This is a genomic window from Domibacillus sp. 8LH, assembly GCF_038806185.1.
Lineage (GTDB): Bacteria > Bacillota > Bacilli > Bacillales > Domibacillaceae > Domibacillus > Domibacillus indicus_A.
Window position 1 is genome coordinate 53,061 of the sequence record NZ_JAVJNG010000008.1, and the last position, 14,388, is coordinate 67,448.

11 protein-coding genes are annotated in these 14,388 nt (G+C 41.8%); 6 read left to right on the top strand and 5 right to left on the bottom strand.

Annotated features, from left to right (window positions below; genetic code table 11):
* The gene (locus tag RG959_RS11820) at positions 1-1,473 is read left to right on the top strand and encodes a protein adenylyltransferase SelO (RefSeq protein WP_342797281.1); all 1,473 of its coding nucleotides are present in this window, start codon (positions 1-3) and stop codon (positions 1,471-1,473) included.
* A gap of 98 nt (positions 1,474-1,571) precedes the next feature.
* Positions 1,572-1,985 carry a YflT domain-containing protein gene (locus tag RG959_RS11825; protein WP_342797282.1) on the top strand — a complete coding sequence of 138 codons (414 nt, stop codon included), beginning with the start codon at positions 1,572-1,574 and terminating at the stop codon, positions 1,983-1,985.
* Between the two features lie 132 nt (positions 1,986-2,117).
* Here the strand turns inward: RG959_RS11825 and RG959_RS11830 are convergent, their stop codons facing one another.
* Positions 2,118-2,708 carry a zinc metalloprotease gene (locus RG959_RS11830; protein WP_342797283.1) on the bottom strand — a complete coding sequence of 197 codons (591 nt, stop codon included), beginning with the start codon at positions 2,706-2,708 and terminating at the stop codon, positions 2,118-2,120.
* 367 nt (positions 2,709-3,075) lie between these two features.
* Here RG959_RS11830 and RG959_RS11835 point away from each other — a divergent pair, with 367 nt between their 5' ends.
* On the top strand, positions 3,076-4,215 hold the full coding sequence (locus tag RG959_RS11835; protein ID WP_342797284.1) for an oxidoreductase: 1,140 nt from the start codon (positions 3,076-3,078) through the stop codon (positions 4,213-4,215).
* A 187-nt stretch (positions 4,216-4,402) separates the two neighbouring features.
* On the opposite strand, the gene RG959_RS11840 is transcribed toward RG959_RS11835, so the two are convergent.
* Positions 4,403-5,017: a YczE/YyaS/YitT family protein gene (locus RG959_RS11840; protein WP_342797285.1), complete on the bottom strand. Its 615-nt coding sequence runs from the start codon at positions 5,015-5,017 to the stop codon at positions 4,403-4,405.
* A gap of 11 nt (positions 5,018-5,028) precedes the next feature.
* Positions 5,029-5,475 (bottom strand): GNAT family N-acetyltransferase, encoded by a 447-nt coding sequence (locus RG959_RS11845; protein ID WP_342797286.1) that lies wholly within the window; start codon positions 5,473-5,475, stop codon positions 5,029-5,031.
* 126 nt (positions 5,476-5,601) lie between these two features.
* Between RG959_RS11845 and RG959_RS11850 the strand changes: the two genes are divergently transcribed.
* Both RG959_RS11850 and RG959_RS11855 read left to right on the top strand, forming a co-directional pair.
* Positions 5,602-6,054, top strand: a complete 453-nt coding sequence (locus RG959_RS11850; RefSeq protein ID WP_342797287.1) for a MarR family winged helix-turn-helix transcriptional regulator — start codon at positions 5,602-5,604, stop codon at positions 6,052-6,054.
* Between the two features lie 206 nt (positions 6,055-6,260).
* Entirely contained in the window at positions 6,261-7,874 is a 1,614-nt protein-coding gene (locus RG959_RS11855) for a PTS sugar transporter (protein ID WP_342797288.1), read from the top strand.
* 242 nt (positions 7,875-8,116) lie between these two features.
* Here the strand turns inward: RG959_RS11855 and ggt are convergent, their stop codons facing one another.
* Together ggt and RG959_RS11865 are read right to left on the bottom strand one after the other, a co-directional pair.
* The gene (gene ggt / locus RG959_RS11860; protein WP_483298880.1) at positions 8,117-10,198 is read right to left on the bottom strand and encodes a gamma-glutamyltransferase; all 2,082 of its coding nucleotides are present in this window, start codon (positions 10,196-10,198) and stop codon (positions 8,117-8,119) included.
* A 401-nt stretch (positions 10,199-10,599) separates the two neighbouring features.
* Positions 10,600-11,436 (bottom strand): STAS domain-containing protein, encoded by an 837-nt coding sequence (locus tag RG959_RS11865; RefSeq protein ID WP_342797289.1) that lies wholly within the window; start codon positions 11,434-11,436, stop codon positions 10,600-10,602.
* A 667-nt stretch (positions 11,437-12,103) separates the two neighbouring features.
* Here RG959_RS11865 and RG959_RS11870 point away from each other — a divergent pair.
* Complete coding sequence (locus RG959_RS11870; protein ID WP_342797290.1) at positions 12,104-14,374, top strand: carbohydrate-binding protein; 2,271 nt, start codon at positions 12,104-12,106, stop codon at positions 14,372-14,374.
* The last annotated feature ends 14 nt before the right edge of the window (positions 14,375-14,388 follow it).

Sequence of the window (14,388 nt, forward strand, 5' to 3'; positions counted from 1 at the left end):
ATGATAAAGGAAAACAAACCAACCCAAACAGGCTGGAACTTTGATAACAGTTTTACCCGTCTGCCAAAAGTATTTTTTTCGACTATTGATGTAAATCCTGTACGCTCGCCGAAGCTTGTCGTTTTGAATGATTCACTGGCTGCCTCTCTTGGACTGGATGCACAGGGGCTTCGGAAAGCAGAAGCGGTGGAAGTGTTAGCCGGTAATCGGGTCCCTGAAGGCGGTGCAAAAATTGCGCAGGCATACGCAGGTCATCAATTTGGGCACTTCACCATGCTGGGGGATGGCCGTGCATTACTTGTTGGCGAGCAGATTACACCTACTGGTGACCGTTTTGACATTCAGCTTAAAGGTTCAGGCCGAACACCTTATTCACGCGGAGGCGACGGCCGGGCAGCACTTGGTCCGATGCTGCGTGAATATATTATCAGCGAAGCAATGTATGCGCTCGGAATTCCGACTACCCGCAGCCTGTCTGTTGTAACAACAGGTGAAACCGTTAACCGCGAAACCGGACTAACAGGTGCGGTCATGACCCGTGTAGCGGCGAGCCACCTGCGTGTTGGCACTTTTGAATTTGCGGCTCAATGGGGTTCCGGGGAAGACTTGCGCAGCCTGGCTGATTACACCATTGCGCGTCATTATCCACATATCGAGGCAAATGAAGACCGATATCTTTCACTGCTTCGTGAATTAATTAAGCGGCAGGCTGCTTTAATAGCCAAATGGCAGCTGGTTGGTTTTATTCATGGAGTTATGAATACCGACAATATGACCATCAGTGGAGAAACCATTGATTATGGCCCTTGCGCTTTTATGGACGTATATGATCCAGAGACCGTCTTCAGCTCTATTGACATTCATGGCCGTTATGCGTATAAAAATCAGCCGCCGATCGGTGGCTGGAACCTGGCACGATTCGCTGAAACGCTGCTGCCGCTTCTGCATCAAGATCAGGATGAAGCCGTCAACCTCGCTCAAAAAGAACTAACGGATTATCCAGAGATTTACCGCTCGAACTGGCTCGCAGGAATGAGAGCCAAACTAGGCATCCTAAACGAAGAAGCAGGGGATGAAGCGCTTATTGAAGAACTTCTCAGCCTGATGCATAAACATCGTGCAGACTATACGAATACGTTCCGTGCCCTAACATCTGATGAGCGGGAAGATACGGCTCTGTTTAAAGCACCAGAATTTACCGAATGGCAAAAACGCTGGCACGAGAGACTGGACAGACAGCCGGAATCTAAAGAGGCTTCGCAGCAAGTAATGCGTAACAATAATCCGGCTGTGATCCCGCGGAATCACCGGGTAGAAGCCGCCTTAGAAGCGGCGGGGCAGGGCGATTACAGTGTGATGGAAAAGCTGGTGAAGGCTCTTTCTCAGCCATATACTCATTCCCCGGAACAGGCGGAATATGCGTGCCTTCCGGAGCCGACTTTACGCCCTTACCGCACTTTCTGCGGGACATGATGAGAAAAGCTTTTTGTATGTTCAACTTAAGATCGGTTCAAAATAAGGATGCCTTTTCTAAAGGCATCCTTATTTTAAGTTTAAGGAGAATATGGCTGATGGAAGAAAAAAAATTTATATATGTGTATTATGACGAAGACGATTTGTTGTGGAAAATCAATGCTTTAAAAGAAGAAGGCTATAAGGAAGAGGATATGTACATTATCGTAAAGGATAAAGAAGAGATCTTGATGACAAAAGGGCAGATGGGTATCAATGTAGAATCAGCCGGCCTTCAATCCTGGCGGGATCGCTTTGCCGCATTCCTATTAGGGGAAAAGCCTGTCCGTGACGCTTTGCTTCGTATAGGGCTGTCTACAGGAATGTGTGAGGAAGAAGCAGAAAAACATTATACAGATGTTATCACCGGCGGCATGCTGCTCTACGTGGATACAAATTCACAAAACAATAGTGAGCAATTTCATCCGGCAAGCCAATACACCGGTCAGGATCCGGAAGATTATTCAATTTGAAACAGAGAATAAAGAAAAAGCCTGGATGAGCCCTACACTTATTCAGGCAAATATAATAAGCAGCCAGTCCTTTCCAAAGTATTTATTTATGTTTATTCTGATCCTTAAAATCCGCTGCTCACTCTGCACTGTTTACTTCGCTCTATGATCCTGCTGCTCCTCTTTTTTTATTTCTTCAATTTTTTTCATCTTTTGTTGGTATTGTTCTTCTACCTCCTTTGTAGCAGGAATAAGCGGTTCCTGGTTATAATCCATTCTCCTGCCATAACGAACCATTTCGTAAATAATATAACCGTTGTTTGGCTTCCCATTGACCGTCTTCATCGGCACCACGTCAAATAACACATAATAAAAAGCATAAAAAATAAACCGGTCCCAAAATGTGGCATATGTTTGCCAATAGCCATTTGCTAAAAGCGAATTAACGGTTAAGGCAGCAACGATGTTTATTAAAATGGGGCCTGCGTATACACAAACATAAACCCATCTATTTTCTTTGTTTAAGGAGTCATAAGAAAACCAGCTGTACAGATGATAATATTTTCTGACGTCAAATAGTCCGATCTTAAATAATCGAGGGCCTGAACCGATTGTAATTCTTGGATTTTGGACCCCAAAGAGGACACTAACAATGAGGTACCCTAACTCACGTAATAGTATGACCGCTGGCAAAATAATAAAAGCTGAAACGACTAACGATAGTAAGTCGGATAATCCGAACATTGAACACTCACCTTGGTTTCTTGCTGTAGTTTATGTCTTTATTTAACAGCTACCCCTCTTTAAAGTATACAAACCGCTTTTTTTTCCCGAATGTTTTCATCATCAAAATCTACCCCTTTTAATTCTTATGCCAATTTCTTCTTTTTGACTTGCTGGCTAACTTAATGAGCAACGAATCATACAACAGTCCAGGTTGAAAAGAAGCGACCAGCTGCTCCAAGGGATCAATCAGGTTTTGTTTAGTTGATAGTGAAATGGGAAAAAGGGGACATAGGTGTTTTAAAAGATGTTATCTAAAACGAAAAGTGAAAGTTTAAGAATGGATTGAACATAATAGGTAGTGCAAATACAGGAAGGAGTTTTGACAGTGCCTGATACAAACATATTATTTCAAAAAGTAAACCTGGGAAGTACAGAATTGGAAAACCGGGTAAGCGTGGCGCCTATGACACGCACAAGTGCAACACCTGAAGGGCTTGCGACTGGCCAAATGGCTTCTTACTATACATCTTTTGCCCATGGCGGTTTCGGCCTCATTATTACAGAGGGGATTTACCCGGATCAAAAATACAGCCAAGGTTATTCGAATCAGCCTGGCATCACAGATGAAGAGCAAACAACAGCCTGGAAGAAAGTAGTCGACTCTGTTCACCAGGCCGGTGCCAAAATCTTTGCCCAGCTGATGCATGCAGGTGCGCTTTCTCAAGGAAATCGTTTTATGGAAGACTCAATTGGTCCTTCTTCAGTCCAGCCTAAAGGGGAACAAATGGAGTTCTATGGAGGAAGCGGCTCATTTCCGAAACCAAAAGAAGCCTCAAAAGAGGATATTCAAGACGTTATTAAAGGGTTCACAGAAGCGGCAGTAAGGGCAAAAACAGCTGGATTTGATGGAGTCGAAATTCACGGAGCCAACGGCTATATCCTGGATCAATTTTTAACGGACTACACGAACCAGCGTACAGATGAGTACGGCGGCTCGATTGAAAACCGAGTGCGCCTGCTTGTTGAGGTATCCAATGCTGTCCGTGAAGCGGTTGGAGAAAATTTTACGGTAGGCATCCGGATCTCGCAAGGGAAAGTGAATGATTATGAACATAAATGGGCGGAAAAAGAAAAAGAAGCTGAAATCATTTTCGGCCAATTGGGGAATGCACCATTAGACTTCATTCATGTGACAGAATATGAAGCGTGGCAGCCGGCATTTCCGGAAGGAGAAGGAACCACGGCTGCGGATTCTGCTTTTGGTGACGGCGGTCCTTCTTTAGCTGCCCTGGCTAAAAAATATGGAAAACAGCCTGTTATTGCAAATGGGCATTTAGAAAAGCCGGAACTTGCTGTCAGTATTGTTGAAAAAGGAGAAGCGGATGTTGTTTCGCTCGGTAAAGGAGCGCTTTCGAATCATGACTGGGTCAAAAAAGTCAAAGAAGGGGAGCCATTAGCGGAATTTCAGCCAGAGAAAGTGTTAAGCCCAGATGCGAAAATTAAGGATTTTGAAGCACAAGGATAAATAGCGTTTTGTACGCATAAGAGAGAAGCCTTATGGAATTCAATTGTTCCGTAAGGCGACTTTTATTTTTTGGATAAAAGTTCACCGCAAAGAGGGAAAAATATGGCGAATTAGCAACATTCTGCAGTGTAAAAAAGAGCCGATGAGGCTCTTTTTAAACGCATAAAGTACTCTCTTTATTTCTCATTTAAATGCCTGCCTGTTTAGAAGAAGGCGGTTTTAGCTTAAAGTCTGTCAAAGCCATACAGTAATGAAGAATAGGACCTCCTAAACAAACAGCCAGTATCGTTCCAACACCAACAGGTCCTTGAAACAAAAGAGATAAAGAGAGGAAAAGAATATAAATGATTGTTTTCGTAAGCCCTATGTTCATTTTGGTTAATTCCCGGATAATAAGCATAAAGCGATCAACAGGGATAGGAGCAAAATCGGCACATAAATAAATGGCGGTGCCCATTCCTATTGTTAAAAGCCCTATGCTAAAACATAAAAGTTTGGTAACCCATAACTCTGGTGTAACGAAAGCATCCAGTAAAAAAAGCCATACATCAATGCTGATTCCTGTAACCAAGGCCGTTAACAAGCCGGAAAACTCTGGCTTCTGCTTTTTTAACATCGAATTGCAGCCAATTAGGATAAAAGCAATGATTACTTCCCAGCTTCCTACCGTCAACCCTAAATTGGCGGCTAGACCGACTAGCAGAGCATCAAAAGGAGACACGCCAAGGTTCGATTGTATCGTAAACGTAACACCAAGCGTGAGAGTAACGATTCCCGTTGTGTAATACGTATATTTCGCCATTCTCAGACGCCTCATAGTAATTCAGCAAATAATTCTTTTTTCATTAAAAGATGGGGAATACCATCTTCCATAAAAACATCTGACGCAGCATAATAGCCGAGTTTCTTATAAAAACCTTCTGCCTGTGTCTGGCCATGCAGTTTTACCTGAGATGTTTCCTGTTCCTTAGCGATCGTCTCTAACGCTCTTATGATTACTTTTCCGAGGCCAAATTGACGGTACGGTTTTAGTATACAAATTCTCTCCAGCTTACCGACGCCGTCCATCCATCTTATCCGCCCCGTTCCAACAGCTTTATCCTGATAGTAAACCAAGATATGCAGAGCGGGTCCCTCTAGAGTATCAAATTCATCAAACTCGTCTTTTAAAGGTACTCCTTGTTCTTCAACAAACACTTCTTTCCTAATGGAAAAAGCTTTTTTTAATTCACTGTCTGATGTTATTTTTATTGCATTCATTTTTCTTCAGTCCTTTCCTAGATTTATCAAAATGGTTTAGTCATAATACATATATGACTTGTAATAATACCAACTATAATGTATTTTTGTTGCAAATACAACAAATTTTCATAAAGGAGTTTAACTATGGGGGAAATTCTTCGGGAAATCGGCATGATTGCAAGAGCGCTCGATTCGATCAGCAATATTGAATTTAAAGAGTTTGACCTTACGAAAGGGCAGTATTTATACCTTATTCGAATCTGTGAAAATCCGGGCATTATCCAGGAAAAAGTGGCGGAAATGATCAAAGTAGACCGCACCACAGCAGCGCGTGCAATCAAAAAATTAGAAATTCAAGGTTTTATTGAGAAAAAAGACGATGATCAAAACAAAAAAATCAAGAAGCTGCATCCAACAAAAAAAGGAAAAAAGCTTTATCCCTTTTTGAAAAGAGAGGGGGATCACTCTAATAAAGTAGCTTTGTCTGGGTTTTCAGAGGAGGAAGCTGAGGTCCTTTTTGACCTTCTCCAAAGGGTCAGAAAAAATGTAGAGGTTGATTGGGATTTTGTGAAAAAGGGGAACAAAAGAGAGTATTAACCACACCTATCCAGCTACTGAGCATGTAATGTATAAACATAAGGAAATGGATTGAGAAAAGAATTAAAAATTCTTTTAATTTTTCAGAAAAAGAGTGTTATATTAAATAAATAAACATATTTATGTATTTTTATTCTTTTTTTCATCAGTTTGTATTTTTAAAGGAAAGTAGATTTTTGCTCAGTGAAGTATGGAGGGAGTGCGTTATGAAGAAGATTGCTATTATAGGAAGCAGCGGCGGGAATCTATACAATTTAGGCGGGAAGGACCCCGAAAAGCTGCTGCAGGAGATTATTACACAAAGTGATGCAGCAGGGTTGACCATTTCTGCTGTTCAATTTATCGCTGCGGCCGAATCAATGGATTCTGTTAAAGAGACGACTAAAGCAACAGTATTTACCTTAGATAAGTACGGACAGCCAGATGAGATGTTCCATGGACTTCTTGCAGAAGCCAACAAGGCAGCGGTGGAGCTGGATAAAGATATTGCCCGAAAAATTCGAAATGGGCATATAGATGGATTAATTTTAATGAGTGCGGATCCGGAGAGAACGAACAAACAGGCCATTGAAGCCGCTGTTGAAATGAAGCTGCCTATTGTCGGTACAGGCGGTACATCCATGGCTATGATCGGTTCAAAAGGAGCCAACATTATAGCACAGTCGGGAACTACCGGAACAACAAGCCGGACGCGGGCTATTTCTTTTATTACTTCCTTATGTAAGATATGGGGGATAAAATACCAGCCTATTATTGGTGCATCCAGTAAGAACCATTCCGCTCAGCAGGGAAATGTATTTAAAAGGATTAATATTCGCGGAATCATGGTTTCGGCCCTGCCCGGTTTTATTGCAATGGCTATTGTGTTGGCCTTGAGCCAGATTCCGGGTCTCTCTGGCATGAAGGAAGTATTCGATGTGATGATTCAGGCACTTCCTGTAGTGGTGGCAGTGATAGCAGCTAAACAAGTTTCTGATTTAGATGAAGTATCCATTGTTTCCGGTGTAATTGCAGGGATTTTATCTGTAAATGGCGGCATTATCGGAGGAATTATTGGCGGTATTTTAGCTGGTATACTCGTTCAGTTTCTTTTTAACAAATGTATTCAATGGCGCTTTCCAATGACGACCGTCAATATTGTCGCCGGAGGATTTTCAGGATTGATTGCCGGGTTAATGGTGTACTATCTGCTTGCTCCGCTCGCTTTACAGATCGGTGACGGATTCAAAGCTGCTATCGAGTTGGCGATCAATTTCAATCCAATTCTTGCAGGAGTGGTGGCGGGTCTATTGATCTGGCCAGCTATTTTAGGCGGTATTTATCATGCTGTTATTCTGCCTATTGTTTTACTGGAAATGGAAAAAACAGGTTCAAGCTTTTTAGGGGCTGTTGATATGGTAGGACTTGTTATGGTATCTGCTGGAATTAATTTAGCGAATGTGATTGCTCCAAGGGACAAGGGAGAAGCAGCGGCCGCAACTCCAGGATTTTTGATCAATATGGGATTTGGCACCTTTGTAGAAGCCGCGTATCCTTTTATGTTTTCCAATAAAGCCGTGTTTGCAGGAGCGATTCTTTCAGCAGGGGCAGGGGGCGCCTTGGTCGGTATGTTTAATGTCCGTGGAACAGCTTATGTACCGACTTTTACAGCGCCGCTGTTAACCAATAACATGGCTGGTTTAATTATTGCGATGGCTGCTGCATTAATTTTGTCTTTTATCATAACGATTATTGCCAACAAAACAGCAGGCTTACTGAGGAAGAAGGATAATGCAGTGAAAGGTAAGATAGAGAATCAAAAGTCTTATAAAGCAGAATAAAAAATACACTCAAAACCCTTTGTTATCAATGATTAGTTAACAAGGGTTTTTCTTTTTTAAATGACATTTTAGCAAATTACAATATGTGAAAAATTCAAATAAAAGCAATCAAACGAGAAAGCAAAAATCTCTATCCATTTTCGTATAATCAACATAAAAAATACCCCTGTCGACTTAAAAAAAGACAGGGGTCATAATTTGGATTTGTAAAGATCAATCTGATATTCCATAAAATGAAATCTTTAGTGGGTAATAACCTCGTCATCTTCATCATCATTTGGATTATCAACGTCAGATAAATCTTTTTGGAGAAGTACTTCTTTTGTTTCCTCGTTCCAAGTGACTTCATACCCAAGTGATTGTGCCACTTTTAAAACCGGCAAGTAAGAGCGCTTATGCGGTTTGTATGCATTTAAATCGGAAGAGTCAATCGCACCTAAGCCAAGCAGCAGCTTATCTGATTGAATATAAGGCGTACCATTGAGCAGCTTCATTTGATCAGCTGTGTACGGATAAACCGTGCCATTCACTTTAAGGGTAAACGGCCCTTTTTTCTCTTCTTTTATCTCTTTTGGCTGTTTAGATGTGTAGGAGATAGCATCCACCCCTAGAACCGTTCCTTCTCTTGTATTGTCTGCTCCGCCATACATTTGGCCATTTTCGTAATCAAAGATCACGGCTTGTACGTTGCCGATATTTTCAGGCTGTTCCTCAAAAACGTGTCCTTTCGCCATTAATTCCAATCTTGTATTTTGACTGATTCCCGATTCCCATCGTACCGTTGGATAGCCTGCTGAGTAAATGCGAGGCGTTAAAATGGCTTCTTGAATCGGCATCTGGTGATCAATGACATTCATGATCGTTTCAGCCACTGACACAATAATAGTTGGTCCGCCGGGGGATCCAAGGGCCATAAATGGCTGTCCGTCTTTTAACACAAGAGTAGGGGACATACTGCTTCTTGGCCGTTTGCCGGGTTCTACCTCGTTCACGCCGCCTGGAGCTGCATCAAAGTCTGTCATTTCATTATTCAGCATAAATCCATAGCCTGGAACCATGATGCCTGATCCAAATACCTGTTCAATCGTTGTGGTATATGAAACCATATTTCCCCATTTGTCCATAACCGAAAAATGAGTAGTCTGCCCGGTTGGATTTGTTTCTTTTACCGTCGCCTCAGCAGCGGGTTCTTTATTTTCATACTTCCAAGGATCGCCTTCTTTGACTACAGCTGTTGCTTTCAACGGGTTGATCAGCTTTCTTCTTTCTTCAACATATTGCTCATTTAAAAGTCCTTCTGATGGAACATCATAAAAATCTTCATCTGCCATATAAGCAGCACGATCTGCATAAGCGAGATGCATGGCTTCAATCAAATGATGAAGGTAGGCAGGGGAATTCACACCCATTTTTTGAACATCATAGCCTTCCATTAACTTTAGAATTTGGAGAACAGTTAAACCGCCTGAGCTTGGAGGAGCAGCACTGACCACATCATATCCCCGGTAATTTGCCTGCACGGGTTCCCGCTCTTTTGCAACATACTGCGCCAAATCTTCAGTTGTCATCGTTCCGCCGGTTTTCTGCACTTCTTGTACAATCGCTTCTCCAATTTCACCGCCGTAAAAAGCATTCGTCCCTTGCTGCTCGATCAGTTTAAAGGTTTTAGCCAGATCCCGCTGAACAAGGGTTTGTCCTTCTTTTAGCGGCTTTCCATTCGGCACAAACACATCCGCTGCCGTTTCATATTTTTGCAGTTTCTCTGCATTTTCATCAATATACTGCGCCATCGACCAGTTTACTTTAATCCCGTTTTCCGCCTGGTCAATAGCTGGGTCAATGACTTCAGACAATTCCATCGTTCCATACTCTTCAAGAGCCATTTCAAGCCCTTTTAATGTTCCCGGAACCGCTACTGCTTTACCGGTTGTATGACGTTCTTGAAAAGGCACAGGCTGTCCGTTTTGGTCTAGGAAAAGTTTAGGTGTTACATTTGCTGGAGCCATTTCCCGGCTGTCGATCATGGTAATGTTATTTTCTGCTTTGTTGTATACCATCATAAAGCCGCCGCCGCCAATCCCTGACATCATTGGTTCTACAACATTCAGTGACAGCTGAATAGCCGCTGCCGCATCTACAGCATTCCCGCCTTGTTCTAAAATTTCTTTGCCGACTTCAGCGGCTAATGGGTGAGAGACAGATACAATTCCTTCTGTGGCTCCTTTTTTCATCGAATCATCTACACCTGGAACAGCTGCAGTAGCAGGGGTGATCATCATAAAAAAACTCAATGTAGCGAAGGCACTTCTTTTTAGATGTCTCATATATAGCTCTCCTTTGTTCGCATTTTTCACTGACAGTTTTATGGAATAGTCCGAGAAACAGCCCTCCTTATTAGTAAATAATTTACAAAATTTATTTCCTGCTTAGCTCTTTATATTAATCTATTTAACAATAGTGATGGATTTTCCTACATAAATAACTAATAAAAGTAAAAATTCGTCTTTTGTACTACTTATCTGCCAGGCACATTATAGGCCATTTTCATGAAATTTATTTTGGGGCAGGTGTAATAAAACACATTAAAAGGCAGGAGGGAACGTTCTTAAAAAAAGAAACCCGGCTTCAAGAGCCGGGTTTTAAAATGAATCATCCATTATAATGAATGATTCTGTTTCATTGCATTATATTAGTGCTTCAGGCCAAACGGGTGGGAGGAAGAAGATCATTGTTGCATTAATTTATAAGCCGAAATAGCATTTTTCAGCGTTCCTTTTACGTTAAGCTGGTCAAGAGGGACTCCTAAATTAACCATCGGCAGAGCAAGGCTGGGTTTTATACCTGTAAAGATCAAATTAATACCAATCAAGCCGAGCGACTGTTTCAGCTGAAACAGTTTATCTGTACTCATTGTATCTACCTGAGGGACTCCAGATAAATCTAAAATAAGGTCATTGATTTTTAAATCTTTACATTTAGGCAGCACATTTTCTAATAAAATGCTGGCTCTTTCTTCACTTAACTCACCAATTAAGGGAAGAACAGCCACTTGATCTGAAAGTGCGACAACTGGAAAAGACACTTCATTAAATGCTGTTTGTGCAGCTCTTATCGCTTTGGTATTATACTCCACGTAAGAAACACTAAAGATTTGCGTGGTTTGATCCAAAATGGCATCAATAATCCGGTTTACTTTTAACACCGAGAAAGGGTTCATAGCCTCAATGTCTATTTCTTTCTCGATATAATCCCAAATGACTCCTCGGTAACAGCGGACCGTAAGCATTAACTCATCGATTCCTACTCCGTGGTGAACGGCTCCTTCAGCTGTTTGTACAGCCCAGTCAGCTACAGAATCAGTGACAGAAGCGTCATTCTGGTCTAAAATGGCTGTTCCGATAAAATGAATTAACTGGGCTCTCCATTTGGTAATCGCATCGTCGGCAAGCCCGCTCTCATTAAGAAAAGAAGTATATCGTTGATCTAATTTCCGGCTGATTTCTATTGATATTTCTATTTGATGACCTCTTAATAGCTGACCCGTCGCTTCAAAAAACTTCATTGTGATAAACCACCTCTCCAGTTAGACCTTTTTAGATTTATTTATAACATTTTTGTTTATTATCACCTTTTATTCCTTTTTCGATGCTATTCATCCGTGCTTCTTTACCTTCCATTCATTGTGCCATTTCTTTATAAAAGAAATCAATTTAAAATTCATAAAAAATAACGTTATCTTTATCTTTTTAGGATTTGCTGATGCTATTGATTAAAACAATCGGGTATAAGCAGTCAATCAGACCGCTGCACGAAAACAACTGCTGATTACTCCAGCTCTTTTTTTGAATACTATTACTCAACAACACAGGAGGATGTAAAACTACAAAAAATTTTTTGTCATAGGTAAACGACAGAAGATATTTTTCACATTTTATTTTTTGTATAAAATATGTATTTTTTACTTTTCATCTGTACGCCAGTGCTTATTTTGTATTAACCGACGATATAAGAGAAGAAGGATGCTTTCATATAGCTTTTACCATTTAAATGTAACAGGTGGTACAAGAAAGTAGAAGGGGTGAAAACATCCAAACAACATATTTGCTACTCTATCAAGCACTATTGACGCAAATGTTTTTCGGTTATGACAATGACTATTAAGTGAGGCGGGAGTTAACTTCTAATGAAAAGTAAATTTAAAAAAAATCACTTTAACAGGGATTCTCTTTATGAACTTCTCTTTCTTGAGCGGAATGACCAGTCAAATGGCTCATGCAGAAGTAAAAGTGCCACCCGTCCAAGTATGGGTGACGACGCCTGATCAAACCAAGCTGCTTCAGCAGCAGCCAAGCATAAACTTTACAGACAAAGATGTGCTTTCAGAAACGACTATCCATGTAAATGAGCAAAAAAAATACCAGCAGATGGATGGATTTGGTGCCTCGATGACGGATTCTTCCGCCTGGTTAATTCACCATGCACTAGCGCCTGTGGAAAGAAACAAACTAATAGAAAGCCTTTTTAATCATAAAACAGGCATTGGGCTTAGTTATCTGCGCGTTCCTATGGGCGCTTCAGACTTTTCATTAAGCGATTACACTTATAATGACAGGCCAGCTGGACAGGCTGATCCGAAACTGGCTTATTTTTCAATTAAACATGACCAGGGCTATATTATTCCAACTCTGAAAAATGCTAAAAAAATTAATCCTGCCTTAAAGATAATGGGTACGCCATGGAGCCCGCCCGCCTGGATGAAAACAAATGAATCAATCATGAAAGGAAGACTGAAGAAAGATGCTTATCAAGCCTACGCCCAGTATTTCATTAAGTATGTTCAGGCTTACAAAGCAGAAGGGGTATCAGTAGATGCGGTCACTGTACAAAATGAACCGCATTACGAAGCTGAAGGCTACCCGAGTATGCGCATGGAGTCTTTCGAACAGGCATCTTTTATTAAAAACTATTTAGGGCCGGCTTTTGGACGGGCAGGTGTGAAAGCAAAAATTCTTGTCTGGGATCATAACTGGGATGAATACAACTATCCTATTGAAATATTGAATGACCCGGCCGCAAAGAAATACATTGCCGGTTCCGCTTTTCATGGTTATGCAGGGGACGTACAAAATCAGCAGTATGTACATGACGCTCATCCTGATAAAAGCATTTACTTTACCGAAAGCTCTGGCGGAGAATGGGCCCGTGATTTCGGAGGCAATTTAAAGTGGGATATGCAAAACTTGATCATTGGTGCTACCCGCAACTGGGCCAAGACCGTCTTAAAATGGAATGTGGCACTGGATGAGACACATGGACCGACGAATGGAGGATGTACAGACTGCCGGGGTATGGTGACGATTGACAAGAAAACCGGAGGGGTAACATACAACGTAGAATACTACGCGTTCGGACATGCGAGTAAATTTGTAAAGCCTGGAGCTTACCGCATTGATTCGAATACATTTGGCAGCGGCAGCATTGAAAATGTAGCATTTAAAAATCTAGATGGCTCAAAAGTGTTGATTGCGCTAAATTCCTCAAAAGAAAGCCGGGAATTCAAGATTCGCTGGGGTTCTAAATCGTTTACGTATACGCTGCCTGCTGGTGCAGTTTCCACTTTTGTATGGTCAGGTACTCAAGCAGGAGCAACCTTTACCAGCCCCTACAGCAAAATAGAAGCAGAAGATTACACACGAATGTATAGAGTGAAGAGCCAGATTACCCATGATGCCGGCGGTGGGAAAAGCGTCACTCCTTTAGAGTCTAACGCTTATATGCGTTTTGATAATGTGGAATTTGGAACCGGAATAAACAGCGTTGAGGTGAGGGCAGCCGCTGCACAAAGTGCCAGAATTGAATTTCGCAGTGGAAGCCCGTCTGGTGCCCTTCTTGGCAGCCTGAACATGACCCATACAGGCAGTTCCTCGTCATGGAAAACCAAGACGGCTGAAATCAAAGGGGCCAAGGGCATTCAACATTTGTATGTCGTATTAAAAGGAGGCGTCCATCTCAACTCTTTCCAATTCTCGAAACGCAGTTCTGCTGATTTTGTTGACCATCTATCAGAAAACGGCGATTTTGAGCAGGGCAGCCTGGAAAATTGGTCCGGATGGAACCCTGATGGCCAATTGAGTGCACAAAAAGTGGATACAGACAATCCGCGCGGCTCATACAAACTAACCCATTGGCTTTATCATGAATACAAACAGACAACATACCAAACCGTAAAGGTTCCGAACGGTACTTACCGGGCTTCTTTTTGGATTCGCAAGAGCAGCGGGAATGCCGTCCGCCTGGAAGTAAAGAAATATGGAGGCTCTGATTTGTTTCAGGAGGCTGGAACCGTCGCCGTTGACACCTGGAAAAAGATGATGATCGACAACATTAAAGTGACCAATGGACAAATTGAGATTGGGGTGTTTTCAGATAGTCCGGCAGGAGGATGGGCAGCTTTTGATGATTTTGAGCTTCACTCTGTAACAGCAGCTCCATCTTCCTAACAACGAGGAAGTGA